Source organism: Nocardia sp. NPDC046763 (assembly GCF_040645495.1).
In the GTDB taxonomy this organism is placed as follows: domain Bacteria; phylum Actinomycetota; class Actinomycetes; order Mycobacteriales; family Mycobacteriaceae; genus Nocardia.
This window is the reverse complement of record NZ_JBEYYI010000011.1, coordinates 22,339-47,789: the sequence shown is the minus strand read 5'-3', so window position 1 is coordinate 47,789 and position 25,451 is coordinate 22,339. Positions and strand designations below refer to the sequence as shown.

19 protein-coding genes are annotated in these 25,451 nt (G+C 69.1%); 10 read left to right on the top strand and 9 right to left on the bottom strand.

What is annotated here, in order from left to right:
- The first annotated feature begins 21 nt into the window (after window positions 1-21).
- From ABZ909_RS19425 to xdhC, 3 genes are read left to right on the top strand one after another with little or no spacing between them, the layout of a single operon-like run.
- On the top strand, window positions 22-1,473 hold the full coding sequence (locus tag ABZ909_RS19425) for an FAD binding domain-containing protein (RefSeq protein WP_357001315.1): 1,452 nt from the start codon (window positions 22-24) through the stop codon (window positions 1,471-1,473).
- Window positions 1,470-3,839 (top strand): xanthine dehydrogenase molybdopterin binding subunit, encoded by a 2,370-nt coding sequence (xdhB, locus tag ABZ909_RS19420; protein WP_357001313.1) that lies wholly within the window; start codon window positions 1,470-1,472, stop codon window positions 3,837-3,839. The genes ABZ909_RS19425 and xdhB overlap by 4 nt, the downstream gene beginning before the upstream one ends.
- A 1-nt stretch (window position 3,840) precedes the next feature.
- Window positions 3,841-4,659: a xanthine dehydrogenase accessory protein XdhC gene (gene xdhC, locus ABZ909_RS19415; RefSeq protein ID WP_357001310.1), complete on the top strand. Its 819-nt coding sequence runs from the start codon at window positions 3,841-3,843 to the stop codon at window positions 4,657-4,659.
- An 88-nt stretch (window positions 4,660-4,747) separates the two neighbouring features.
- Here the strand turns inward: xdhC and ABZ909_RS19410 are convergent, their stop codons facing one another.
- Window positions 4,748-6,352 (bottom strand): FAD-binding protein, encoded by a 1,605-nt coding sequence (locus ABZ909_RS19410; protein WP_357001307.1) that lies wholly within the window; start codon window positions 6,350-6,352, stop codon window positions 4,748-4,750.
- 123 nt (window positions 6,353-6,475) lie between these two features.
- Between ABZ909_RS19410 and ligD the strand changes: the two genes are divergently transcribed.
- On the top strand, window positions 6,476-7,441 hold the full coding sequence (gene ligD / locus ABZ909_RS19405; protein ID WP_357001304.1) for a non-homologous end-joining DNA ligase: 966 nt from the start codon (window positions 6,476-6,478) through the stop codon (window positions 7,439-7,441).
- Here the strand turns inward: ligD and ABZ909_RS19400 are convergent.
- Entirely contained in the window at window positions 7,438-8,085 is a 648-nt protein-coding gene (locus tag ABZ909_RS19400; protein WP_357001301.1) for a response regulator transcription factor, read from the bottom strand. The genes ligD and ABZ909_RS19400 overlap by 4 nt on opposite strands.
- Entirely contained in the window at window positions 8,082-10,370 is a 2,289-nt protein-coding gene (locus ABZ909_RS19395; protein WP_357001299.1) for a hypothetical protein, read from the bottom strand. The genes ABZ909_RS19400 and ABZ909_RS19395 overlap by 4 nt, the downstream gene beginning before the upstream one ends.
- Window positions 10,371-10,654: 284 nt before the next feature.
- Here ABZ909_RS19395 and ABZ909_RS19390 point away from each other — a divergent pair, with 284 nt between their 5' ends.
- Both ABZ909_RS19390 and ABZ909_RS19385 read left to right on the top strand, forming a co-directional pair.
- Window positions 10,655-12,103 (top strand): lipase maturation factor family protein, encoded by a 1,449-nt coding sequence (locus ABZ909_RS19390; RefSeq protein WP_357001296.1) that lies wholly within the window; start codon window positions 10,655-10,657, stop codon window positions 12,101-12,103.
- A gap of 6 nt (window positions 12,104-12,109) precedes the next feature.
- A complete protein-coding gene (locus ABZ909_RS19385) occupies window positions 12,110-12,862 on the top strand; it encodes a hypothetical protein (protein ID WP_357001294.1) in 753 nt (250 codons plus the stop codon).
- Between the two features lie 50 nt (window positions 12,863-12,912).
- Here ABZ909_RS19385 and ABZ909_RS19380 read toward each other — a convergent pair whose 3' ends face one another.
- Window positions 12,913-15,192 (bottom strand): phosphocholine-specific phospholipase C, encoded by a 2,280-nt coding sequence (locus ABZ909_RS19380; protein ID WP_357001292.1) that lies wholly within the window; start codon window positions 15,190-15,192, stop codon window positions 12,913-12,915.
- Window positions 15,193-15,501: 309 nt separating this feature from the next.
- Complete coding sequence (locus tag ABZ909_RS19375) at window positions 15,502-15,996, bottom strand: LysR substrate-binding domain-containing protein (RefSeq protein ID WP_357001290.1); 495 nt, start codon at window positions 15,994-15,996, stop codon at window positions 15,502-15,504.
- Window positions 15,997-16,347: 351 nt separating this feature from the next.
- Between ABZ909_RS19375 and ABZ909_RS19370 the strand changes: the two genes are divergently transcribed.
- The 4 genes from ABZ909_RS19370 to efeB all read left to right on the top strand — a co-directional run bounded on the left by ABZ909_RS19370 (window position 16,348) and on the right by efeB (window position 20,907).
- Window positions 16,348-16,635 carry a hypothetical protein gene (locus ABZ909_RS19370; RefSeq protein WP_357001288.1) on the top strand — a complete coding sequence of 96 codons (288 nt, stop codon included), beginning with the start codon at window positions 16,348-16,350 and terminating at the stop codon, window positions 16,633-16,635.
- 96 nt (window positions 16,636-16,731) lie between these two features.
- Complete coding sequence (locus ABZ909_RS19365) at window positions 16,732-17,220, top strand: GtrA family protein (RefSeq protein WP_357001285.1); 489 nt, start codon at window positions 16,732-16,734, stop codon at window positions 17,218-17,220.
- A 335-nt stretch (window positions 17,221-17,555) separates the two neighbouring features.
- Window positions 17,556-19,649 (top strand): iron uptake transporter permease EfeU, encoded by a 2,094-nt coding sequence (gene efeU / locus ABZ909_RS19360; RefSeq protein WP_357001282.1) that lies wholly within the window; start codon window positions 17,556-17,558, stop codon window positions 19,647-19,649.
- A gap of 28 nt (window positions 19,650-19,677) precedes the next feature.
- Window positions 19,678-20,907 (top strand): iron uptake transporter deferrochelatase/peroxidase subunit, encoded by a 1,230-nt coding sequence (gene efeB / locus ABZ909_RS19355; RefSeq protein WP_357001279.1) that lies wholly within the window; start codon window positions 19,678-19,680, stop codon window positions 20,905-20,907.
- A gap of 21 nt (window positions 20,908-20,928) precedes the next feature.
- Here the strand turns inward: efeB and ABZ909_RS19350 are convergent, their stop codons facing one another.
- The 4 genes from ABZ909_RS19350 to ABZ909_RS19335 all read right to left on the bottom strand — a co-directional run bounded on the left by ABZ909_RS19350 (window position 20,929) and on the right by ABZ909_RS19335 (window position 25,374).
- A complete protein-coding gene (locus ABZ909_RS19350) occupies window positions 20,929-22,326 on the bottom strand; it encodes an FAD-binding oxidoreductase (RefSeq protein WP_357001276.1) in 1,398 nt (465 codons plus the stop codon).
- 345 nt (window positions 22,327-22,671) lie between these two features.
- Window positions 22,672-23,004, bottom strand: coding sequence for a transglycosylase family protein (locus ABZ909_RS19345; RefSeq protein WP_357001273.1), 333 nt, complete (start codon window positions 23,002-23,004; stop codon window positions 22,672-22,674).
- Window positions 23,005-23,101: 97 nt separating this feature from the next.
- A complete protein-coding gene (locus tag ABZ909_RS19340) occupies window positions 23,102-24,565 on the bottom strand; it encodes an NAD(P)/FAD-dependent oxidoreductase (RefSeq protein ID WP_357001270.1) in 1,464 nt (487 codons plus the stop codon).
- A gap of 470 nt (window positions 24,566-25,035) precedes the next feature.
- Window positions 25,036-25,374 carry a transposase gene (locus ABZ909_RS19335; protein WP_357001268.1) on the bottom strand — a complete coding sequence of 113 codons (339 nt, stop codon included), beginning with the start codon at window positions 25,372-25,374 and terminating at the stop codon, window positions 25,036-25,038.
- Window positions 25,375-25,451 lie beyond the last annotated feature (77 nt).

The following is a 25,451-nucleotide window of genomic DNA, read 5'->3' as shown; positions in this document are numbered from 1 at the left end:
CGACGTAGAAGGCAGCCTGCAATGGCAATTTTCATGACGGTGAACGGGAAAACCACGCCGATTTCTCCCGTCGCCACGCATACCTCCCTGCTGGACTTTCTCCGGGAGCTCGGGCTCACGGGGTGCAAGGAGGGTTGCGCGGAAGGCGAATGCGGCGCGTGTTCGGTGCTGGTGGCCCGGCCGGGAGTGGCCGAGCGGACCGAATGGGTGGCGATCAATGCCTGCCTGGTGCCCGCCGTCGCGCTGGACGGGCAGGAGATCGTCACCGCCGAGGGCCTGGGCGGCCCCGCGGAGCTGCATCCGGTGCAGCGCGAGATGGCGGTGCGCGGCGGCTCGCAATGCGGTTACTGCACACCGGGATTCGTGTGCAGCATGGCCGCGGAGTACTACCGGCCGGATCGGCGGGCGCTCGACGAGATCGCGCCCGACTGCGCGCACGCCGAGACCGGGCCCAATGGCTTCGATCTGCACGCGCTCAGCGGCAATCTGTGCCGGTGCACCGGCTACCGGCCCATCCGCGATGCCGCGTTCGCGGTCGGCGAGCCCGCGGCCGATGACGAACTGGCCCGGCGGCTCGCCTCCGACCCGCCGGAACCGGTGGCGACCGACTTCAGTTCCGGCGGGCGGCGTTTCGTCCGGCCCGCGACCCTCGTCGACGCGGTCCGGCTGCTGCGCGAGCACCCGGACGCCACGGTGGTGGCGGGCAGCACCGACCTGGGCGTCGAGGTGAACATCCGTGGACAGCGGGCGGATTACCTGCTGGCCGTCGATCAGCTGGCCGAACTGCGGGAGCTGACCATCGGCGCGGACCGGATCGAGCTGGGCGCGGCGCTCACCCTCACCGAGATCGAACGCCGCCTTGCCGGGCGGGTGCCGCTGCTGTCGGAGTTGTTCCCGCAGTTCGCCTCCCGGCTCATCCGCAATGCGGCCACCCTGGGCGGCAACCTCGGCACCGGCTCGCCGATCGGCGACGCTCCGCCGGTGCTGCTGGCGCTGGCGGCGTCGGTCGTGCTGGCCGATGCCGACGGTGAGCGCGAGGTCGCGCTGGCCGACTACTTCACCGGCTATCGGCGCTCGGTGCGGCGGCCGGACGAGCTCATCAAGAGCGTCCGGATTCCGTTGCCGCTGGTGCCGGTGACCGCCTTTCACAAGATCGCCAAGCGGCGCTTCGACGATATCTCCAGCGTCGCAGTGGCCTTCGCGCTCGACATCGAGGACGGTCTGGTGCGCACCGCGCGCATCGGGCTGGGCGGTGTGGCAGCCACCCCGGTGCGCGCCTACGACACCGAGGCGGCCCTCGTGGGCCGGCCCTGGACCGAGTCGACCGTGATCGAGGCCGCACAGGTGCTGCGGGACGAGGGCACGCCGCTCGACGATCACCGCGCCAGCGCGCGGTATCGCAGCGCCATGCTCGGGGAGAGCCTGCGCAAACTGTTCGCCGAGACCACCGAACCCGCGGGGATGCTGTCATGAGCCACCTGTCGCAACGACCCGACAATCCCGCGGTGGGTGTGGCGCTGCCGCACGAGAGCGCCGCTCTGCACGTCACCGGGGCCGCGCTCTACACCGACGACCTGGTGTACCGCACCAAGGATGTGCTGCACGCGTATCCGGTGCAGGTGCCGCACGCGCACGCGCGCATCACCGCCCTGCGCACCGCGCCCGCGCTGCGAGTGCCCGGCGTCGTACGGGTGCTCACCGCCGCGGACGTGCCCGGCATCAACGACGCGGGCGTCAAGCACGATGAGCCGCTGTTCCCCGACGAGGTCTGCTTCCACGGCCACGCCGTCTGCTGGGTGCTGGCCGAGACCCTCGAGGCTGCGCGGCTGGGCGCGGCGGCGGTCGAGGTGGAGCTGGAGCCGCTGCCCTCACTGATCACGATCGAGGAAGCCGTGGCGGCCGGCAGCTTCCAGGGTGCGCATCCCCAGGTACGGTGCGGCGACCTGGAATCCGGGTTCGCGGCCTCGGCGCACGTGTTCACCGGCGAAATCCACTTCTCCGACCAGGAGCACTTCTACCTCGAAACCCATGCCGCCCTCGCGTATGTCGACGAGGGTGGGCAGGTGTTCGTGCAGTCCAGCACCCAGCATCCGTCGGAGACCCAGGAGATCGTGGCCCATGTACTCGGGCTGCACAATCACGAGGTCACCGTGCAATGCCTGCGCATGGGCGGCGGATTCGGCGGCAAGGAGATGCAGCCGCACGGCTTCGCGGCCATCGCGGCGCTCGGCGCGACCATCACCGGGCGTCCGGTCCGGCTGCGGCTCAACCGAACCCAGGACCTGACCATGTCCGGCAAGCGGCACGGATTCCACGCACAGTGGCGGGTCGGATTCGACGCCGACGGGCACATCCAGGCGCTGGACACCACCCTGACCTCGGACGGCGGCTGGAGCCTGGACCTCTCGGAGCCGGTGCTGGCCCGCGCGCTCTGCCACATCGACAACCTGTACTGGATTCCCAACGGGCGCTTCACCGGTCGTATCGCCAAGACCAACAAGCCCTCCAATACCGCCTTCCGGGGCTTCGGCGGACCGCAGGGCATGCTCGTCATGGAGGACCTGCTGGGCCGGTGCGCGCCGCTGCTCGGCCTGGATCCGATGGAATTGCGCCGCCGCAACTTCTACCGCGCCGGGCAGTTCACGCCCTACGGGCAGCAGGTGCGCCACCCCGAGCGCATCACCGCCACCTGGAACCAGGTGCTCGAACGCGGTGAGATCGCCACGCGCACAAAGGAGATCGCGGCCTTCAATGCGGCGCATCCGCACGTGAAGCGCGGGCTGGCCGTCACCGGCGTCAAGTTCGGCATCTCGTTCAACATGACGGCCTTCAACCAGGCCGGGGCGCTGGTGCTGATCTACAAGGACGGGTCGGTGCTGATCAATCACGGCGGCACCGAGATGGGGCAGGGCCTGCACACCAAGATGCTGCAGGTGGCGGCCACCACGCTGGGCATCCCGCTGGACAAGGTGCGGCTCGCGCCGACGCGAACGGACAAGGTGCCCAACACCTCCGCGACCGCGGCGAGTTCGGGGGCCGACCTGAACGGCGCGGCCGTCAAGAACGCCTGCGAGCAACTGCGGGACCGGCTGCTGCAGGTGGCGGCGGCCCGGCTGGGGGTCAATGCCTCCGACGTACGCATCGCCGACGGTGTCGCCCGTGCCCTGGGCCCCGGTGACGCGGTCGTCGAATGGAACGACCTGTGCCGGACGGCCTACCTGCAGCGAGTTCAGTTGTCGGCGGCCGGTTTCTATCGCACCGAGGGCCTGCACTGGGATGCGAAGACCATGCACGGCTCGCCGTTCAAGTATTTCGCCTACGGCACCGCCGCCGCCGAGGTGGAGGTGGACGGCTTCACCGGCGCGTACCGCATCCGCCGCGTCGACATCGTTCACGATGTCGGTGACAGCCTGTCGCCGCTCATCGATATCGGCCAGATCGAGGGCGGTTTCGTGCAGGGCGCGGGCTGGCTGACGCTCGAGGACATCCGCTGGGACACCGGTGACGGACCCGGCCGCGGGCGACTGCTCACCCAGGCGGCGAGCACCTACAAGTTGCCCAGCTTCTCGGAGATGCCCGAGGTCTTCAATGTCACCCTGCTGCAGCACGCGCACGAGGAGGGCGTGGTGTACGGGTCCAAGGCGGTGGGGGAGCCGCCGCTCATGCTGGCGTTCTCGGTGCGCGAGGCGCTGCGCCGGGCCGCCGCGGCCTTCGGACCGGACGGGGTGAGCGTCGAGCTGGGCGCGCCCGCCACACCGGAGGCGGTGTACTGGGCCCTCGACGCGGTCCGGCGCACCCGCGAATTCGCGACCGAGGAAAGCGTTTCCGCCGGTGCGTGACATGACCTGGGTGACCGCGGTCGCGCGACTGCGCGACCGACGGGAGCCCGGCGTCCTGGTGACGGTGGCGTCCGTACGCGGCCACGCGCCGCGCCGGGCGGGCGCGAAAATGGTGGTGGGACAGTCCGATATCTGGGGTTCGATCGGTGGCGGCAATGTCGAGGCCGTCGCCGTCGAGCGCGCCCGCGAACTGATCTCGCAACCGCACGCCGAACCCGAGCTGATGGAATTCGCCCTCAACGACAAGGTTGTCGGTCAGCACGGCGTCCAGTGCTGCGGCGGCACGGTGACCGTCCTGCTCGAGCCGCTGCCGGTGCACCCGTCCGTGGCCATTTTCGGTGTCGGTCATGTCGGGCTGGAACTGGCCCGCATCCTGGCCCGCCAGGATCTCGACCTGCATCTGATCGACTCCCGGCCCGAGGTGCTCACCGGGGAACGGCTCGCGCCGCTGGACGACGCCATCGCCCGGATCCATACCCATCACACGCCGTTGCTGCCCGAGCAGGTCCTCGACCGGCTGCCGCCCGGCACCCACATCCTGATCATGACCCACGATCACGCCGAGGACGCCGCCCTCTGCGATGCCGCGCTGCGCGCCGACGACCTCGGCACCATCGGCCTGATCGGATCCCCGGCCAAGTGGGCGCGGTTCAGGAAGCGGCTCACCACCGAGGGCGGCCATTCGCCGGAAGCCCTGGGCCGCATCAAGACTCCCATCGGGCTGGCCGATATCACCGGGAAGGAACCGGCTGTCATCGCGGTGAGCGTCGCGGCGGATCTGTTGCACACCTTCGAACTCGGAGCGCGCACCACCGACTGACGCCGCGGCCGGCGCGGCGCGGGAACCTCGGGCACGCGATCAGTGCTCCGGGGGCGCGGTGGTGACGTCGTCGTTGTGGGCTCCGGGGTCAGTGCGTCGCCGCCAGCTCCACGCTGTGGGTACCGGCGCGGCGACCCGAGAACACGCAGTCGGCCAGGGACAGGCCGCTCACGTACGAGTTCGAGCACACTCCGACCGCGGCCCGGCCCGCCGCGAACAGACCCGGGATGGCTGCGCCCGATTCGGTGCGGACCGCGCCGGTCTCCTCGTCCACCAGCAGCCCGCCCAGGGTGAGCATGGGCATCGGGTAGGTCAGTCGGGACTTGAACGAGATGTCCAGCAGCGCAAAGGGTCCCGTGTGCAGCGGGCGGCGGATGTCGTCGGGCTTGCCCATGGGGTCGGGCAGCTGCTGCTCGATGGCGCGATTGTGCGCATCCACGGTCTTGCGCAGGGCCGCGGGATCGATACCGGCCCGGGCCGCGACCTCCTCGACGGTCCGGCCGGTCACACTGCCGAACCGCTGCAGCCGCTCGGCCTGCATGCGCTGGAACCAGACCGACTGCTTCCCGAGCTGGCGGCGCGCCTCGGCGGCCAGCGGGGCATCGACCAGCAGCCAGGCCCGATGTCCCGGACTGGCGGCGATGGCCGCGCCCAGAGCCGCGCCGTAGCGGGATTCGTCGATCATGCGCCGACCGTTGGCATCCACCGCGATCGAGCCGAAGTAGGCACTCGACGGTGCGATGAAACGCCAGGTGGACAGCACATCCATGCGACCGGTGGCCGCGCCGGCCTCCTGCGCCATGGTGATACCGCTGCCGTCGTCCCCGGCGGTGCCCAGCGGCAGTCCCTCGGCCCACGGATAGTCCGGCGCGTGCTCGGCGACCATCGCGCCGTTGGCGATGAAGCCGCCCGTGGTGAGGATGACCCCCGACCGCGCCCGAATGCGCACCGGCGTTCCGTAGCGCCGCTCGAGGCGGGCCAGCAGCGCTTGCACCGCCTTGCGCAGACCCTGGTGGTACACACCGGGTTTCGCCGAGATGCGGGCCAGCGCGGCGAATCTGCGCTGCACCGCCGCGGGCGCGGCGCTGATCGTGGTCGCCTGGATGCCGACCACCCGGCCGTCCTCGATCACGAGCCGCGTTGCCCGGGTACCGGTTTGGACCCGCACCCCGTGCTTCGCCGCCGACGCGGCGAGCGGCCCGAACAGCTTCTTGCCGGACACCCCACGTCCGTGCGCGCGATGCCCGCGCTGCCGCGGCCGTGCCAATTCCCGGAAGCCACCGGAGTTTTCGCTGCCCGAGTAGTACAGGTAGTAGTCGTCGGTGGGGTACGAGGTCTTGAAGGGGCACAGCGACGGCTGGAACGGCACCCCGTGCGCGGTCAGCCAATCGATCAGTGTGGGCGACTCCTCGCAGAACTTGCGCAGCGTCCGCTCGCTCACGGTGTCGCCGACCTCGGCGCGCAGATACGCGAGCATGTTCTCCACGTCGTCCTCGACCCCGGCCGCGCGCTGCACCCAGGTGCCGCCGCCCGCGTAGACGATTCCGCCGGAGAGCGCGGTCGCCCCGCCACCCAGGTAGCGGTCCAGGGCGAGTACGTCGGCGCCCGACTCCCGCGCGGCCAGTGCTGCCGCGACACCCGCGCCGCCGTACCCGACTACCACCACATCGGCCGAAGAGTCCCAGGTCCGCACCGTTGCGTCCACCTTCCCGAGCGAAGAAATCCCAGCGAGGTGAACTATAACGTGTTCTAGTTCGGTGTGCGGTTCACGGCGAGCCGGTCGCGGATGGCCGGAATGCCGGTTACCGTCGGACGGGTGGCCAGCAAGTCAGCCGCACCGGCGATCGAGGTGCCGGTCGGCGAATACACGGTGCGCGTGTCCAATCCGGATCGGGTGTACTTCCCCGAAACCGGGGCGACCAAGCTCGATCTGGTGCAGTACTACCTGAGCGTCGGCGACGGGATCGTCAACGCGCTGCGGGACCGGCCGTGCATGCTGCACCGCTTCCCGAAGGGCCTGCCCGGCGGCAAGGTCCACCAGAAACGCCTGCCCGGCGGTGCGCCGGACTGGATTCCGACTGTCCAGCTGTACTTCCCGCGCTACGGCCGCACCGCCGACGAACTCTGTGTCGAGAAGCTCGCCGACGTGATCTGGGCGGTGCAGATGTCGACGGTCGAGTTCCACCCCTGGAACTCGCGCCGCTTCGATACCGAACTCCCCGACGAATGGCGCATCGATCTCGACCCGATGCCGGACTGTCCGTGGTCGCGGGTGCAGCTGGTGGCCGGGGTGGTGCACGAGGTGCTCGACGAGCTGGGTGCGGTCGGCTGGCCGAAAACGTCCGGCGGCAAGGGATTACACGTCTACGTCCGCATCGCGCCCCGCTTCGGATTCCAGGAGGTGCGCCGGGCCGCGCTGGCCTTCGCCCGCGAGGTGGAGCGGCGCGGGCCCGCGGATGTCACCACCGCCTGGTGGCGCAAGGATCGCGATCCGGGCCAGCTGTTCGTGGACTACAACCAGAACGCCCGCGACCACACCATCGCGGCGGCGTACTCGGTGCGCGGCGTGCCCGAGGCTACGGTGTCGACTCCGGTGCGCTGGAACGAGATTCCCGAAGTGCACCCCGGCGACTTCACCATGAAGACCGTGCCCGCACGCTACGCCGAACTCGGCGACCTGCACGCGGGCATCGACGAGGCGGTGTTCGACATCGAACCGCTGCTGGAGTGGGCCGACCGCGACCAGATCGACGTCGACCTCGACGAGGATGGCGGCGACTAGAGCTCGTCGGTGGTGATCAGGCCGTCGCGAATGGCGCGCGCCACCAGGGCCGCCTTGGTCGGGGCCGAGCGTCCGACCGCCGCGTACTTGGCGCGGATGCGTTCCAGGTACGTGTTGACCGTGCCGACCGTGATGTAGAGCTGCTGGGCGACAAGGGCTTTGGACTCGGTCTGGAACCAGGCCAGCAGCACCTCGCGCTCCCGGCCGGACAGTCGCGGCCGGTCATCGCCGTCGGCGCTCATGGCCCGGGCCATGGTCGGGCTCAGGTACGGCCGCACCTCGGCGGCGGCGTGAAGGGCGGCGATGAGGTGTTCGCGCCCTTCGGTTTTCGACAGATAGGTGACCGCGCCGAGATCCAGGCAGTCCCGGACCAGGTGGGGTTCGGTGTACTGGGAATAGACCACCACCCGGTGACCACGCTCGCAGATCGTCCCCAGCGCGCTCAGATCCGGTGCGCGCTGGTCGAATTGGAGATCCAGCACGATGGCGTCCAGGTCGCCGCGGTCCGGACCGCCCGCGGCCAGGAAGGTCGCCGGATCCGGATGGTCGGCCGCCACCTCGATGCGCGGCTCGGCCGCGGCGCACCAGCCGCGCACGCCGTCGCGGATCAGCGGGTGGTCGTCGACTATGGCAATGCGGATCATCGGGCCCCTTCGGCCTGGAAACGGTGATGCAGTCGCGCCCACAGCAATTCGCCGGCGGTGACCACCTCGGTGTGCACCGCGCCGGCAGCGTCGAGCGCGGTGCCGGACAGCATGGACAGGCGGTCCAGCGTGTCGGCCGGGCAGTCGCCCAGCGCGCTGACGGTACAGCCCGCGGCGTCCGCGGTCACCACCACCCTGGCTCGGGAACGGCTGGCGTCCAGCATGATCCGGGTCGCCGCCACCAGATGGCCCCGGACCACATCGGGCAGGTCGCGGTCGGCGGGCCCGATGCCGCGACCGACATCGACGTCCGCCTCGACGGTCACCGCCACCCCGCGTCGCTCGGCGGCGTCGATACCGGTGCGCAGGTCGGACAGCAGCGGGTGGCCGAGACCGTCCTGCTGGGTGAACAGGCGGCGCAGGCGCGCGTACTCGGTGCGGGCGGCGGCCTGAACCGCCGGGTCCCCGGGATCCCGGGTGCCGTCGGCGAGACCCGCTAGCAGCGGGGTGAATTCGGTCAGCAGTTCGCGATAGCGGTGCAGGCACTCCTGCTCGGTCATGCGCCCGACCGCGTCGGCGGTGCGGTGCCGCAGTCGTTCCCGGTGCAGGGCGGCGGCCTGCCGGGTGGCTCGATCGAGGGTGGCGGCGAACCAGGCGGTCAGCATCTGCAGGAAGAAGATGGCCGCGGTGTGATACCCCAGCACCGTGAGGGTTTCGACGCCCGGCGCGCGGGCCAGCACCAGCGCGCACACCAGGACCCACCAGACGCTCAGCGCGGACAGCGACAGCCGCGGCGACAGCCGGAAGCCCAGCGCCACCACGGCCCAGCCGGACGCACCGATCGACCAGTTCGCGCCCGCCAGTACGGCATCCGGCGGCAGCAGGGCAATGAGCAGCAGCGAGGCGGCGATCGCCATGCCCATGAGCGTCAGCGTCACCGATTCGCGGCGGCGCGGCGCGAGCGCCGCCAGGGCACACGCCACGTTCACGGCGACCAGCAGCGCGTTCACCGCCGCCGGGGGCGTCGCCGCGGCGGTGGTGAGGGTCGATTGCAATAGGGTGTCGGCGACCGCGATGCCCACCATGCCGTACCCGAAACTGCGCCCGAGCCGGTCGATTCCGGAGGCGGCCGCCGGTGCGCCGAACGAATGATCCTCGGCGGCAACCGGTGCGGCGACCGGCCAGCGCAGCCGGACCTCGGTGCCGTGCCCGGGGGTGCCGGTGACCTCCGCGTCGCCGCCCACGGCCCGCAGTCGCTCGATTATCGAATGCCGGATGCCGTAGCGGTCCTCGCCGGGCGCGCCGTCGAATCCGATGCCGTCGTCGGTGATCAGCAGCGTCCCGGGCCCGGCGCTGATAACGACGTTCGAGGCGCGGGCGTGCCGGTCGATATTGGTGAGCGCCTCCCGCGCGGCCGCGGTCACCGTCCACGCCAGCGCCCGGCGGATCGGCAGCGGACCCGGTGCGAGCAGGGTGATCGGGGCCGAGCATTCGATGGTCAACTCGCGCAGCAATTCCGAGAGGTCGGCCGACGAATCATCGCCCGGCAGCGGGATTCCCGACTCCAGCACGGTGAGATCGCGCGCGGCCTGCCGGGCGATGCGCTCGCGATCGGCGGCCGCGCCCTGACCCACCATCAGCAGGGTGGCCGCGGCGGTGTCGTGCATGACCGCCCACTGCTCGTGCTCGTAGCGCCGCCGGGCCGCGGCGACCTCGCCGGCGATGCGGGAGTCGGCGGCCGCCGTTACGGTCTGGTCGTGCACGATGGCCGCGCGCAGCACCACCCGGCGCACCCCCACCGCGAGCAGCCACTCCACCAGCAGGTAGGCGACGGCCAGATCGGACAGGAAGCGCCACGGCGTGAGACCGGGCGTACCGCGATTGGCCCAGTAGAGCGCGGCGAGGACCAGCACGGTCACCGCCGCCGATATTCGCACCCGCTCAGCGATACCCACCGAGATCACCGTTGCCGCCACGACCTTCACATCGATGAGGTCTCCGGTGCCGACGCCGGACGCGGCCACACTGACCGTGCCCAGCAGGTAGATCGCCACCACCGCGACATCGGCCGCGGTCCACCACGGACCCAGGCGCCGCCCCCACAGCCGGCCGGTCGACCACATCGCCAGCAGCACGGTGAACGTCCGCCCCATGCCCGGGTCGGCGGCCCCGCCGGCCAGATGCACCACGGTGAGCAGCAGGCAGGCGGCGTGCCGGAACCGGATGGCCAGCCACGTCGCCTCCTGCGCGACCGCGGCGTGGGTCGGGTCGGCTTCGCGCAGCACCCGGTCACGGTACCGAACCGGATTCGAACCAGCATGGCATCTCCGCGGACGCCCCGGTGTCCGTCGAATATCCGACAGACAGACCCGTCGGGCTACGGAAAAGTGAACCGTGCAGTGGGGTGCGCGGGTCCGGCCCGCGCAGCGGCTGCGACCGCGGCCGTTGGCGGGCGGGGAGTCAACGGCCGCCCGGGTCAGCGACCCGGGCCGGTGCGCGCGGGGTGAGTACGCTTCCAAGTGGACGGACTTAGTGCCCGAGGTGACACGGCCGGCGCAGGAGGCGCGGGATGGAGTGGTTCATCGCACCGGAATACTGGTTCGCGCGGCAGGTGATCGAGCGCGGGATCGCGGCCGTCTATCTGATCGCCTTCGTGGCGGCGGCCCGGCAGTTCCCGGCGCTGACCGGGGAACATGGCATGCTGCCGGTGCCGCGGTTCGTGGCGCGGCGGCCGTTCCGGGTGGCGCCGAGCGTCTTTCAGCTGCACTACACCGACCGGTTCTTCGCAGCGGTGGCCTGGGGCGGAGCGGCGGTGTCGGCGGCCCTGGTGGCCGGGGTCGCGGATCTGCTGCCACTGTGGGCGGCCGTGGCGGTGTGGCTGCTGGTGTGGGTGCTGTATCTGTCGATCGTCAATGTGGGGCAGGTCTGGTATTCGTTCGGGTGGGAGTCGCTGCTGCTGGAGGCCGGTTTCCTGGTCGCGTTCCTCGGCAACGACCGGGTGGCGCCGCCGGTGCTGGTGGTGTGGCTGGCCAGGTGGCTGGTGTTCCGGGTGGAGTTCGGGGCGGGACTGATCAAACTGCGCGGTGATCGGTGCTGGCGGGATCTGACCTGCCTCTACTACCACCACGAGACCCAGCCCATGCCCGGCCCGCTGAGCTGGTTCTTCCACCGGCTGCCGAGACCACTGCACCGGATCGAGGCGGGGGCCAATCATGTGGCGCAATTGGTGGTGCCCTTCGGGCTCTTCGCTCCACAGCCGGTCGCGAGCGTGGCCGCCGGGATCGTCATCGTCACGCAGCTGTGGCTGGTGCTGTCGGGCAACTTCGCCTTCCTCAACTGGCTGGTCATCGTGCTCGCCTGGGCCGCCGTCTCCGATTCCGCCGTGGCAACGGTGTTTCCGATACCCGCGCCACCGGCACTGCCGGACTCGCCGCTCTGGTTCACGGTGCCGGTGTTCTTCTTCGCGGCCTGCACCGTGGTGCTCAGCTACCTGCCGGTCCGCAATATGCTGTCGAGCCATCAGCGAATGAACCAGTCCTACAATCCTTTCCACCTGATCAATACGTTCGGGGCGTTCGGCGTCGTCGACCGCGTCCGTTACGAGGTGGTCGTCGAGGGCACCGACGAAGTCGCGCTCACCGCCCACACCCACTGGCGCGAATACGAATTCAAGGGCAAGCCCGGCGACCCCCGTCGGCTGCCCCGCCAATGGGCCCCGTACCACCTGCGCCTGGACTGGCTCATGTGGTTCGCGGCCCACTCGTCCAGCTATGCCCGGCCGTGGTTCGACGGCTTACTCCAGCGCCTGCTGCGCAACGACCCCGCCACCGTGCGGCTGCTGCGCCGCAATCCCTTCCCGGACGTCCCGCCCCGTTATGTCCGTGCCCTGCTCTACGAGTACCGCTTCACCAGTCCTCGCGAGCTGCTGGAGACCCACGCCTGGTGGGTTCGCACCCTGGTCGGCGAATACGCGCCGCCGATGTTCTCACCGCGCATCTCGCGCGTGACCCGGACATAATGCGGCATGGGTTTCTTCAGGCCGCGCTGCCCGGTGCGGGAGGTGGAACGGTTCTGGGTCGAGGAGATGCTGTCCTGGTGCGCCACCCAATTCGGCACCAGGACGCTGCGCACCCCCGTCATCCTCCCGACCTCCGACTACTTCCCGGACACCTACTCGGGCGCCGAATCGCAGGCGCTCGCGGTCGTGGAGCGGCTGGTCCGGTACATGGGGGTGGGGCGGGATCGCATTGTCGTGGAACTCGATTCGGCCGGTGCGGCGCCGCCCGACCAGCTCATGCAGCTGGAGGGCGCGGCCCGCGGTGAGGCCGGGCACTACCGGCTGGAGCACGGGCAGGCGGTGGTGACGCTCGAGCTGGCGCGCCTGCGCTCACCGGTCACCCTGGTGGCGACCGTCGCCCACGAACTGGCCCACGAGCGGCTGCTCGGTGAGCAGCGGATCGCACCGGACCGGCACGACGGCGAACAACTCACCGATCTGGCCACGGTCTACCTCGGCCTCGGTGTCTTCAATGCCAATGCGGCCTTCCAGTTCTCGCAGAACAGCCGCGGTTGGCGCTCCCAACGCCTGGGCTACCTCTCCCAGCCCATGTACGGCTACGCCCTGGCCTGCTGGACGGTCATGCGCGGCGACCCGCGCCCCACGTGGGTGGCCCACCTCGACACCAACCCCCGTGTGTATATGAAGCAGTCCCTCAAATACCTGCGGGCGAACCCCGACGCCCTACCCGGCTGGCGCGCCGCGGCGTTCGAATCCTGAAGCCGGCCTTCGGATCCGGGATTCCGGATCCGAAGGCCGTGTGGCCGCGACTACGCGGTGCTGCTCGCGCTGCCGGTCTCCAGGTGACCGGCGAAGTGCCTGCGCCAGTTGGAGTTTCCGGAGAGGCTGAGCGTCAGGTCGTACCAGCCCTGGTCGAGCGGGGCGGTGATATCGCGTTTGGATCCCGCGTCGATCGTGATGGGGGAACCGCCGCTCACCTGGACCGTCAGTGCCGAACTGCCGGAATTGCCCACGGTGACAATGAAAGTGGGTTGGTCGGCGGTGCCGCCGACGGCGGCGGCGGCGGTGAGGGCCGCGGTGTCGGCGGTGCCCGCCGCCTCGACGAGGAACCCGTTGGGGGCGTGGATCGCGAAGTCGTAGGAGCCGCCGAGCTGGAATCGCTCCTGGGCGGTCCCACCCGGGGCCACCACGGTCTGGCGGATCGAATTGTCGTGGTAGGCAAAGGTCTGGAACGGCATGGCCACCCCGCCCTGGTTGCCGTACCGGGCCGTCGCGGCGTTGCCGGCCACCTCCACCCAGGCGACCGGCTGATAGGGCAGCGGTCGGGCCTTGGCGCGGCCCGCGTCCTGGACCGGCATCTGCTGTCCGGCGGGGGAGGGCGGGGTCGGCTTGGGCAGGTTCTTCTGACCGGCGGCCCGAGCGCGCTCGGCATTGGCGTCGGGCAGGGTGGGAATGCTGGTGTCGCGCTTGCCGAAATCGAAGCAGCTGGTGAGGTCGCCGCACACGGCGCGCCGCCAGGCCGAGATATTGGGTTCGGCGACGCCGGTCCACTGCTCCAGGAAGCGCAGCACCGAGGTGTGGTCGAACACTTGGGAATTCACGTAGCCACCACGGCTCCACGGTGAGATGACCAGCATCGGCACCCGAGGTCCCAGGCCGATCGGCGACTGCCCGCCCAGCAGCGCCCCGGCCCGGCTGATCAGGGTGTCCATGGTCGCCGAGCCCGAGGACAGCCCGAGCGTCGCCGAGCCGGAATTCAGGTCGGTGCCGGTGATCTCCAGCGACGGCAGGATCTCGTCGGGGGTGCCGGGAGGCGCGGTCGGCGGCACTACATGGTCGAAGAAGCCGTCGTTCTCGTCGTAGTTGACGAGCAGGACCGTCGACTCCCACAGTTTCGGGTTGTCCCACAGGGCCTGCAGGACGCGCTGGATGTAGGCGGCGCCGTCGGCGGGACGGTAGGCGGGGTGCTCGGAGTAGCCGGCCGGCGCGACCACCCAGGACACCTGCGGCAGGGTGCCGGCGGCGCAATCGGAAATGAACTGCTGCAGCACGTAATCGACATTGGTGCCGTCGGTTCCGGCCGGCGCGGGCGTCATGCCGGTGGTGGTCACCTTGGCGCGGTCGGCCAGCTGGCGGACCGCGGGATCGGACGAGGCCGCCGCGTCGTGATAGGCGCGGAACAGCCACAGCGGATTGTCGCCGAAGTCGGCGAGGAAGTCGCCGCCGCTGTGCGAGTCGGCGTACACCTGCCACGAGATCCCGGCCTGCTGCAGGCGTTCCGGATAGGTGGTCCAGGTGTACACGGGCCGGTAGTCCGGGGGATTGGACACGGCGGGGCCGCCCGCCCGGCCGGCGGCGTCGATGGTGCCGGTCCAGTGGAACAGGCGGTTCGGTGTGGTGGGTCCCTGGATCGAACAGAAGTAGTGGTCGCAGATGGTGAACGCGGAGGCCAGTGCGCGATGGAACGGAATGTCGGCCTCGGTGAAGTAGCCCATGGTCATCTTGGACTTGGCCGCGATCCAGGAGTGGTAGGCGCCGTCGGCCCACGCCATGTGCGTGGTGTTCCAGTCGTGCGCCAGATCGCCGAGATCCTGCCCGTCCACCCGGGTGGTGTCGACGTGCCAGGGCAGCAGGAATCCGGTGCTGCTGAAGGCATCCGGCTGATGGAACGCGTCCCGGTTGTCGCCGCCCGCCGACCCGCTGCTGCTCCCGCTGCCCGATCCGCTGGCCGATCCGCTGGCGCTTCCGGTGCCCGCCGACCCGCTGCCCAGATCGGTCCCGGGCCCGCCGGCGAGGGCGGTGTCCATGGCCGCCTGCAGGATCGGGTCGTAGCCGCCGGCGGGGAGCCGCAGGGCGCGCTTGTCACCGAAGCCCCGCACACCGCTCATGGTTCCGAAGTAGTGATCGAAGGATCGGTTCTCCTGCATGAGGATCACCACGTGCTGTACCTGATCCAGCGAACCCGAGCGCCCCGGTTCGGCCAGTGCCTCCGCCATGCCCTCCGGCAGCCCGGTCACTCCCGCCGCGCCCGCGGCCAGCATCGACCCAAGCACCGTCCGCCGATTCGCGGTACCGAACCCACGACCCATCGAGAATCTCCATTCAGCCTGTCAGCCAGCACGTCCGGCCCACACCCCGCCGAGTGTCGCGTACGGCACAGCGGCGCGGCAGACGCTACCGCCTGACTTCCCATTTCGCATCGTTGGCAATTGGTGTCCGACGGACATCAATTGGGTCGATAAACAACGACCGCTTTTGAATGCACCCGAAATTCTTGTTTCTGTTCTACCGCGTTGTGTTCTAGCGGATCCGAGCGAGTCGGCGCGAAAACTGCTGGCACAGATCGGAGTAGAGCCGAAGCACTGTCGTCCGCGCGGTCGACATGTCCGGCTCGCCGATCACAGATGCAGAGGCATCGTGCGGTCTGTGAAATCCGGCTCCTGTAAGGGCTTGACCAGGTCGGGGCGAGTGTCCCGGATCTTCGTGGCCACATCTACGAACGAACGCACCAGGGCACTCTCGCGCGCATCGCGCCAGCCGACCTCGACCTGGTTCGGGGCGGCGCCGGCGATCGGCACCAGCCGAATCCCGGGAAACGGCCGCCAGCGCGCGCAGGCCACGGTGATCACGATGCCCAGGCCCATGGGTACCTTGTACTGGGTCTCCAGCGCCGAAGCAGTGCGGTTCACGATCGTGGCGGGCCGGTCGTCGCGATAGACGTTCAACTCCCAGAAGGCGTTCCATTCCGGATCCGTGGAGGCCGCGCCGATTATCGTCTCGTCGACGAGTTCCCCGACGTGCACCTCGGCGCGATCCGCGAGCCGATGGCCGTCGGGAAGCATGACCATGAGCGGTTCGGTGAACAGGGTTTCGGGTTCTAGATGGTAGTCCACCGTGCTCGATTGACAAATTTGGCTTGTGAATTGTTCAGAAATTCGGATTTATTTCGGAATGATTGCGCGATAGGATTTTTCAGCGCTGGTTCCCGGGAGAAACGAAGGAATATGCGCAAGAATCCGAGGCGTATCACCGCTGCCGATCCGGCGCCGATCGGGGCGAGGATGACATGGACGGGCGATATCGGGGCGCTCATCACACGCGGTGTGATCCTGTTCCCGCACGAACCGCGATTCATGTTCGGGCCCAGTATCTTTCGCGAGACGGATGCGGCGGCCCTGGCTCGGACGACCGGGTGTCCGGTTCTCGCGCGGCGTCGCCGGCACAGACCGGCGGCGGAGCGTGACTTGACGGCGCAGCTGACATCCGCCTACCGGGAACTGCTGACCATCGGCATCCGGACGAACCGGATTCTGGTGGCGGGCCGGGCCACGCACGCGGACCTCGTGATGGCGCTGCTCGCGAACCTGCGGGAGGGCGGTCTCAGCCCGCCCGGGGCGACCGTGCTTCTCGCGCCGGATCAGCCCGGCTCGCCCGACGCCGGCCTCGAACACTTCCGCAGCGTGTCCGAGGCGGCGGCCTTCATTCGTACCTACCTGCATTCCCTCGGAAGCAGGGAACAGGAATCGAGTTGACAACTACGCCGACACCTCGGTGGCTCATGGTTATCGACCGGCGGGTGTTGGTCCGGTGATCACCTGGCGGTCATGCTGCAATGCCACCGTGGTCGGATGCGCATGGAGACGGAGGCGCGACCGGCCTGGCCGGTTCGCTGGTTCCACCTGGTGTGCGACCGGCTGGTCGCGTGGCTGCCCTTCGGACTGGGGCGGCTGGTAGCGCCGACCTTCATGGGCTACCTGCTGGTGAGCGGCTGCACCTTCGCGGTGGATCTGGTGGTTCTCACCGCCTTGCACGGGGCGCTCGGGCTGGCGCTGCCGATCGCGGTGACCGTGGCCTATTGCGCCGCATTCGGATTGAGCTACCTGCTCAATCGCACGCTCAACTTCGAATCGCACGCGGCGGTCGGACCGCAGGTCGCGGTTTATGTCGTTGTGGTCGCGGTCAATTACCTGGTGTTCATCCTCGGCGTGACCAGCGGTGTGGCCGCCCTCGGCCTCGACTACCGGATCGCCCGCGTCCTGGGCGGTCTCGGGGAAGGGCTGTTCATGTACGCGTCGATGCGGCTGCTCGTCTTCCGGACCGGGACGCTCGGACGGTAACCGAACCGGCCGGGCGGCATCCGCGAGGACACGCGAGCCCGCGGGCGGGAACTTCGGCCATGGAGATCAGGTCCTCGGACCCTGATGGCGGCGGGGCGCTCGGTGTGATCGTCATATTCGACGCGGTCGGCGAGTGTGTCCGGCCCGGGGTTCGAGGAGCTGAGAGCAATGGACATGAACACCATGGATATGCAGTCGCCGATGATGCAGATGTGCTGCGCGATCATGATGTGGCTGCACCAGCAGGGCCTGACGCCCGGAATGGTCATGTGAGCTACCGGCCGACGACGGGGCCGGGATGGACTGGCATGTAGGTATGGCTTACCTTGGCAGCCGTGAGTGTTGCCGAGGCTGTGCCGAATCTGCTGATCTGCCTGCGGGAGGGCCTGGAGGCGGGGCTCGTGGTGACCATCCTGCTGGCCGCCGTGCGCCGGCTGTCCACCCCGGACCGCCCGGCCTCGACCGCGCCGGTCTGGCTGGGCGTACTCGGCGCGGTCTCGGTGGCGGGAAGTTTTGCCGCCGTGCTGACGTATTCGACTGCCGCACTGACCAGTTCGGCCCGGGCCGCGGTCGCCGGTGTGCTGAGCGTGATGGCCGTGGCCCTGGTCACCGCGATGATCTTCTGGATGCGCCGGACCGGAGCCTCGCTGTCGGGACAGCTGCGCGGCGAAGTCGCGCGGGCCGCGGGACTGGGCGCGGGCGTGCTCGCGGTGACGGCGTTCCTGGCCGTCGGGCGCGAGGGCCTGGAGACCACGCTGTTCGTGTGGACGGCCATCAAGGCGGCCGGATCGACGGCGGCCCCGCTGGTCGGCGCGGCCCTCGGACTGGGTATCGCGATCGCGCTGTGCTGGCTGCTGTTCCGGCGTGCCGTGCGGCTGAACCTCGGCGTCTTCTTCAACCGGACCGCCGTGCTGCTCATCGTGATCGCGGCGGGTGTGCTCGCCTACGGCCTCGGTGATCTGCAGGAGGCGGGCTGGCTGCCGGGCGCACGCTGGATCGCGTTCGACCTGACCGCGCGCATCGACCCGAACTCGTGGTGGGTCTCGATCATCACCGGCATCACCAACCTGTCGCCGAAGATGACGGTGCTGCAGGTGGTGGCGTGGATCGCCTACCTGGCCACCGTGATTCCGCTGTTCGTCAGGGCGGGTCGCACCCTCGTGACCGAGGCCGAGCCGGCGGCGGCGAAGCCGGAAGCCGAGCCCACCGAGAAGAAGCCGGAAACCGTGCCCGCGCACGCGGATTGGTGGGAGCGGATCGCCGGTCCGCGTCCGGTGCTGGTCGGCGCGACCCTGGTGCTGGTCCCGGTGCTGGCGGCCGGCACCGCCATCGCCCTGCTGCCCTCGGGCGGTTCGAACACCACGCACACGGTCACCGTGACCGCGGATGCGTGTGCGCCGGAATGGACCTCGGCGCACACCGGCACCCAGACCATCGCGGTGCACAACACGTCCGGCAAGTCCGGCGAGATCGATCTGGTCGACGCGGACGGAGCGGTGGCCGGTGAGATCGAGAACATCGGTCCCGGCACCACCGCCGAGCTGACCGCGACCCTGAATCCGGGCAGCTACACCATCGTCTGCCTGATGTCGGGCCGCCCGTCGCTGTCCTCGCCGCGCGTGCAGGCCACCGGTCCGCAGACCGACGCGCCCCCGGCCTTCAAACCCGCGCGCGCCAGCGAACTGCACGGGCCGAACGAGGCGTACCAGGCGTATGTGCGGGGCGTGCTGACCCGTCTGACCGGTGCCGTCGGCACGGTCGGCCGGGATCTGCGGGCACACAATATCCCCGCCGCGCAGACCGATTGGCTGCTCGCGCTGCAGGAGTGGGAGCGGGTCGGCGCGTCGTACAACAGCTTCGGCGAGGCGGGGACCGCTGTCGACGGGCTGCCAGGCGGTCTGCCGGACGGAGCAAACGATCCGGGATTCACCGGTCTGCACCGCCTCGAGTACGGCCTCTGGCACGGCCAGGGCCCGGATCAGCTGCTGCCCGTGGTCGACAAGCTCACCGCGGATATCGCCGCGATCGGGGACAAGCTGACCAGCACCGATATCGCCGGTGATCCGGCCACCCTGCCGGTCCGTGCTCACGAGATCCTGGAAGACGCACTGCGCGACCACCTTTCGGGCCTGGACGATCAGGGTGCGGGCGCGGCCTATCCGGCGACGCTGGCCGATGTCGAGGTCACCCGCACCGTCCTGGATCAACTCGCCGTCCCGCTGGACGAGCGCGACCCGCAGCTGCGCCCCGATCTCGGGACCAAGCTGGACCGGCTGCGCGCCGCCCTGCTGGCCACCCAGGACAACGGCCGCTGGCGCGCGCCCGCACAGACGCCGCAGGCGGCCCGGCAGGCGGTGCTCGCCGCGATCGGCGCGGCCCTGGAAGCGCTGGACCGGGTGCCGCGGCTGCTGGAAACCAAAGCGAACTGACTCTCTACGAAGGACCGAGGCCATCACCATGACTGTCAGCCGCCGCCGCTTCCTCTCCGGCGCCGCCGCGGGCGCCGCCGGAACCGCCCTGACCGCCGGCGTTCTCGCCGAGGGCGCCCGCGTGGATGCCGCCGCGGCCGGGCAGGCCACGACCACACCGGCCTACCCGTTCCACGGCGCACATCAGGCGGGCATTCTCACCCCGGCTCCGGCCGATCGCCAGAACGCCTCCTGCTTCGCCGCGTTCGACGTGACCGCCGCCAACCGCGCCGAACTCGCCGACCTGATGCGGACGCTCACCGAACGCGCCCGCGTTCTCACCGCCGGTGGCCCGCCGCCGGATCTGGGCCCGAGTCACCCGCCCGCCGACAGCGCCGTCCTCGGCCCCGACATTCCGGCCGACGGGCTGACCGTCACCACCGGTGTCGGTGCGAGCCTGTTCGACCAGCGCTACGGGCTGGCGTCCCAGAAGCCCGCGCACCTGACGCCGATGCGGATCTTCCCCGACGACTCCCCGGAAGCGGTCTGGATGCACGGTGATCTGCTGCTGCAGCTGTGCGCCCACAACCAGGACACCATTCACCACGCCATCCGCGATCTCACCCGCCACACCCGCGGCGGGATCCAATTGCGCTGGAAGATACAGGGTTACAACTCCCCGCCGCGGCCGTCCGGCACCGGCCGCAATCTGCTCGGCTTCAAGGACGGCACCGCCAACCCGACCGGCTCCGACGCCGCCGCCCTGATCTGGGCCGACAGCCCGCAGGAGCCGGCGTGGACTCGGGGCGGCACCTACCAGGTGGTCCGCCTCATCCGCATGCTGGTGGAGTTCTGGGACCGCGTCTCGATCGCGGAGCAGGAGAACATGTTCGGCCGCCGCCGCGAATCCGGCGCACCCCTGGACGGCACCAAGGAATTCGACGTACCCAACTACGCCGCCGATCCCGACGCCACCGTCACCCCCGCCACCGCCCACATCCGCCTGGCCAATCCCCGCACCCCCGACACCGCCGGCCAGCAGCTGCTGCGCCGCTCCTACAACTACGACCTCGGGGTCGACCCGAACGGCAATCTCGCCACCGGGCACATCTTCACCTGCTTCCAGCAGGACATCCAGCGCCAGTTCGAGGCCATCCAGACCCGTTTGGCCGGAGAGCCTTTGACCGATTACGTCCAGCCCTTCGGCGGCGGCTACTTCTTCGTCCTCCCCGGCGTCACCGATACCAAGGACTGGTACGCCCGCACCCTGCTGAGCTGATGCGGCGTCGCCCGAGCCGGGTCAGACGGTCAGCACGGTATGGATTCGGTTGCCGGGGTCGATGGTTCGGCGCAGCGCGGCCAGGCGCGGGTAGTTCTGTCCGTAGTAGCGGCTGAGGGGATCGCCGGGTTCGAGGTAGTTGGCATAGGCGCCCACCGAGACCGGTGCGAAGAGCTGGTGGGCGGCGGTGACCCAGGCCTGGGCGGTGTCGTGCGGGATCGGTTGGTAGGCACCCCATTCGACGAGGGCGGCGTGGTTGCGCCAGGGGAAGGCGGTGGCGGTGGGCGCGGTATCACGGATCGCGCCGTCGAGGGTGTTGATCTGCACCCAGCCGGTGCCGCCCGCGCGCGAGAAGATCGTCAGTGCTTCGATGATGCGGGCGATGGCGTCAGGGGTGAGCTCGGAGACGACGTCGGAACCGTTGGTGAAACTCGCCCGCGGTGAGGTGGGGCTGCCGCCCGCCAGATACATGATGGTGTCCATGTGATCGAGGGTCTGGGTGTCGATGGTCGACGGTTGCAGACCGATCGCATCCGTCAGCGCGGCCGCGGCCTGCCCGCCGGACCCGGCCGGGCAGACCAGCTGCATCCAGCAGTCCAGGCTGCCGTTGCCGTCGGCGTCGACGCTCACATCGGCCCACTGGGAGCGGTCCGCGGACTGCAGCCAGGTGGACCAGCCGGCGATCACCTGCGCCGCGCTTTCGCCGGGAAAGGTCAGGCGCACCAGGTCTTTCGATGTCGCGGGACAGGTGTCGAAGGTCAGCGAGGTGACCACGCCGAACAGCGGGCCGCCGCCGCGCAGCGCCCAGAGCAGATCCGGGCGGGAGGTCTCCGAGACTTCGGCGATGGTGCCGTCGGGCAGCACGAGCGTCGCCCCGGCGAGCCGGTCGCAGGTGACACCGTAGGCACGGGATTCGAAGCCGAGGCCGCCGCCGAGGGCGAGTCCGCTGATGCCGACGTCCGGGCACATACCGGTCGGGATGGTCAGATCCGACCGGTCGAGCTCGCTGTAGACGTCGTACAGAGTGTGACCCGGCCCCACAACGGCCTGTCCCGCATCGACACTCACGCCGGTGAGCTGCCGGACGTCGATGATCATCGCGCCGGTCGTCGTCGACACCCCCGCATAGGAGTGCCCGCCGGACCGAGCGGCCACGGGCAGGCGGTATTCGGCCGCGAAACTCATGGCGGAGACGACATCGGCGGTAGACGCGACCTGCACCACGGCGCTGGGTGTCTCGCTGTCGAAGCGGGTGTTGAAGACCTGCTTGGCCGTCTCGTAGCCGGTATCGCCGACCCGGACGACGCGGCCGCGGACGAGCCGCTCCAGCCTGCTCCAATTCGGTTTGGCCGCACCGGGTCCGGAGGCGATCGAGACGGGATCGGCATCGGACAGGCCGGTGAATCCCCACCCGGCCAAGGCGATTCCCAGTGCGCCACACAGAAATGTGCCTCGCGAGAAGCTGGCATCCGTCGCCCGTACGGATCTCACTCTGCGCATGTGCCCTCCAGGCTCGGTGCTAGCCGGAAAACCATGGCGGGCAACAGATGCACGCCTGCCCGGGACGTCAACTATGTGTGGTTTGCCGCAATTTCCTGCGGATGATCAACAGCCGCCAGGTAATTGTGCCGACCACCCGGGTGGCGAGGCATGAGTTCGACCTACGCCTAAGACAACTCACAGGCAACCGTGACCGAATTGCTTGCGTGTCGCTCTAGGTCGTGAACTTCGAGGAGCAGTGGCCTCGGAGTGGGAGCAGTGGCCTCAGAGATAGGCCCCGCAGCTGGGCCATGCGCCTGGGCCCTGGTGGGCGAGGATTTGTTCCGCGATGCGGATCTGCTCCTCGCGACTGGCGTCGGCGGGATTCCCCCTGCCGCCGTACGCATTCCAGGTGCCCTGGGTGAATTGCAGGCCACCGTAGTAGCCGTTGCCGGTATTGGCCCCCCAATCCCCGCCCGCCTCGCACTGGACGACGGCATCCCAGTCGTGCCACCCGGCGGCGAGTGCGGTGGCGGCCGGCCCGCAGGTCAAGGCCGTAATTCCAACCGCGAGAGCAAGAACGTGCGTAGGTCTTCGAAACGAGCGCTGTCCGATCATGGCGCATCTCCGCCCTGGTAGCCGAACTCGCAGGAAAGACAACCACCCGATAGTAGCTGAAAATTTGCTAAGGATCGATAATTTTACTTCTACCAGGTCATGAGATGGTTTGCAGATGGAAGTCGGCGGGGTCGGGCTCGGACAGCATGGATTCCATGGTGGCGCGGTCGAACGGCAGCAGGTCGATGCTGCCGCCCTCGGTGAAGTACCAGGAGTTGCAGCCGGTGTTCCAGACCGTGGGGCCCATGGCCGCGGAGACCTCGGTCTCGAACCGGTCGGTGGCGTCCGCGGTGACCTCGACGGTGTCGAATTCGCCTGCGCTCCAGCGCTGGATCCACCGGGTGATGTAGCGGGCCGTCACCTCGGCGGCATGGTGCAGTGGAATGGAACCGGTGGGGGAGTGGGGGCCCAGGACCGTGAAGAAGTTGGGGAAGCCGGGAATCGCGGTCATCCGGTAGGCGCGCGGGCCCTTCGCCCAGGCGTCGTCGATCGAGATGTCGTCGCGGCCGGTCAGATTCATCGGCCGCATGTAGTCGTGGGCGCGGAAGCCAGTGGCGAGGACGATCAGGTCGAGCTCGCGGTGGCGGCCGTCGGCGGTACGGATACCGGTCGGGGTCACCTCCTCGATGGCCGTGGTGACCAGCTCGGCGTTGCGGGCGCGCAGAGCGCGATAGTAGGTGCCGGACAACACCTGCCGCTTGCACAGCGGCTCGTAGTCGGGCGTGAGCTGTTCGCGCAGCTCCGGCTGGAAGATCTGCGCGCGCAAGCTCAGCCGGGCGTACTCCTGGACCGCCCGTCGCCGCCAGCTCGGCCGGGTCACCACGTCGGTGAACAGCTTGGCCCCCGTCATGCCTGCCCGGTAGAGCGCGCGATTCACCTGCGGCAGCCGGTTCAGCATCGCGCCGACGATCGCGGGCTGCGGGATCTGCATCGGAGCCCAGATCACCCACTGCGGGCTGCGCACGAAGTGCGTGACGTGCTCGGCCTCCGGTTGCAGCGCCGAAACCACCTGCACGCCGGTCGAACCCGTCCCGATGACCGCGATCCGCCGCCCGGCGGTCGCCACGCTGTCGTCCCAGCGTGCGGTGTGCAGCACCTCGCCGGTGAACTCGGATAGTCCGGGCAGATCCGGCACCGCCGGATGATGCAGCACGCCGGTGGCCGCGATGACGAAGTCGGCCTCGTACCGGCTCCCGTCGCCGGTCTCGACAAGCCACCCGGATCCGGTGAAGGTCGCCGCCACCACCTCGGAATTCGGCCGCAGATACGGCCGCAGCCCGTACTGCTCGGCCACATCGACGAGATACCGCTGGATCTCGGGCCCGGGCGCGAAGATGTGCGACCAGTCCGGCTTCGGCGCGAACCCGAATTGGTACAGCTGAGAGGGCACGTCACAGGTCAGTCCGGGGTAGTGGTTCCAATGCCACACCCCGCCGATATCGGACCCCTTCTCCAGGATCACGAAGTCATGGAACCCATTGCGCTGCAACGTGATCGCACTCGCAATGCCGGATACTCCGGCCCCGATGATCACGATGCGAGGCCGCCGCGCCGCGCCCATCCCAACCTCCTTGTTGGATACCCCCAGAACTCAAATACTGACGGTATTTGAAGTTGGCGGGTATGTCAATCGGCGTAGGCGTCCTTGAACGCGGCGCGGGGAACCTTGAATTCCGGGCGGAACCGACAGGGCGGCACTGCGATGAGTCACAGCGCCACCAACACGGCGATCCGATTGACCACCTCCTGGAACATCCGACGGCGGGTCCGGTCCGGTCGCAGTTCGGAACCGGAACCCGCCTCCGGAACGGGTCAGTTGGTCTTGTGGGGCGCGGACGAGCCGGTGCTCAGCAGGTTCTTCAGCGCCGCGAGGATGGTGTCCAGCGCGGGGTTGCCCAGGGAAGCCATTGTTTTCTCCTTCGATCCGTAATTGTTCGGAGTGCTTGTGCGCTCGTCGAAAACGTTATGGCACAAGGAGTTCGAAGAGAAATCACTGTTCCCGATCGATTGACAACGGCGAATTGTTGTTCGTCACGGCAGGATTCGGCCGAATTCCACTGTGGCAAGGGGGCGGGTCGCGCGCAATACCGCTATTATCCGTTCGAGTTCGGCCACCCGCCTGCGGAGTTTCTTGTTCTCCTTGGCCATTGCCGTGTAAAGGCTCTCCTCGGCCGCGCCGGTTGCGTTCTCGGCGCGGCCTTCCATGTGCTCCGCGTGGCGAATCCACAATCGCAGCGCCTCGTGATGGACACCGAGATCCGCTGCCATTCGTCGAAAAGTCGGTTTGGGATCCGATTCTCGGTAAAGTCGGATCGCGTGCGCCCGCAGCGCGTCCGGGTACTTCTTCGGTGGTGCCACGGGCGACTCCATTTCTCATCGATCCTGAGAAACGTTAGTTCACAACGGAACTACGGAGAAATCACCCTTTTCAGATGATTGACAGGTGC

Excerpts from the sequence above, each read along its gene's own strand:
- ABZ909_RS19425 (WP_357001315.1), top strand. The coding sequence starts at position 22 with ATGGCAATTTTCATGACGGTGAACGGGAAAACCACGCCGATTTCTCCC.
- xdhB (WP_357001313.1), top strand. The coding sequence starts at position 1,470 with ATGAGCCACCTGTCGCAACGACCCGACAATCCCGCGGTGGGTGTGGCG.
- xdhC (WP_357001310.1), top strand. The coding sequence starts at position 3,841 with ATGACCTGGGTGACCGCGGTCGCGCGACTGCGCGACCGACGGGAGCCC.
- ABZ909_RS19400 (WP_357001301.1), bottom strand. The coding sequence starts at position 8,085 with ATGATCCGCATTGCCATAGTCGACGACCACCCGCTGATCCGCGACGGC.
- ABZ909_RS19390 (WP_357001296.1), top strand. The coding sequence starts at position 10,655 with ATGGAGTGGTTCATCGCACCGGAATACTGGTTCGCGCGGCAGGTGATC.
- ABZ909_RS19385 (WP_357001294.1), top strand. The coding sequence starts at position 12,110 with ATGGGTTTCTTCAGGCCGCGCTGCCCGGTGCGGGAGGTGGAACGGTTC.
- ABZ909_RS19380 (WP_357001292.1), bottom strand. The coding sequence starts at position 15,192 with ATGGGTCGTGGGTTCGGTACCGCGAATCGGCGGACGGTGCTTGGGTCG.
- ABZ909_RS19365 (WP_357001285.1), top strand. The coding sequence starts at position 16,732 with ATGCGCATGGAGACGGAGGCGCGACCGGCCTGGCCGGTTCGCTGGTTC.
- efeB (WP_357001279.1), top strand. The coding sequence starts at position 19,678 with ATGACTGTCAGCCGCCGCCGCTTCCTCTCCGGCGCCGCCGCGGGCGCC.
- ABZ909_RS19345 (WP_357001273.1), bottom strand. The coding sequence starts at position 23,004 with ATGATCGGACAGCGCTCGTTTCGAAGACCTACGCACGTTCTTGCTCTC.
- ABZ909_RS19340 (WP_357001270.1), bottom strand. The coding sequence starts at position 24,565 with ATGGGCGCGGCGCGGCGGCCTCGCATCGTGATCATCGGGGCCGGAGTA.
- ABZ909_RS19335 (WP_357001268.1), bottom strand. The coding sequence starts at position 25,374 with ATGGAGTCGCCCGTGGCACCACCGAAGAAGTACCCGGACGCGCTGCGG.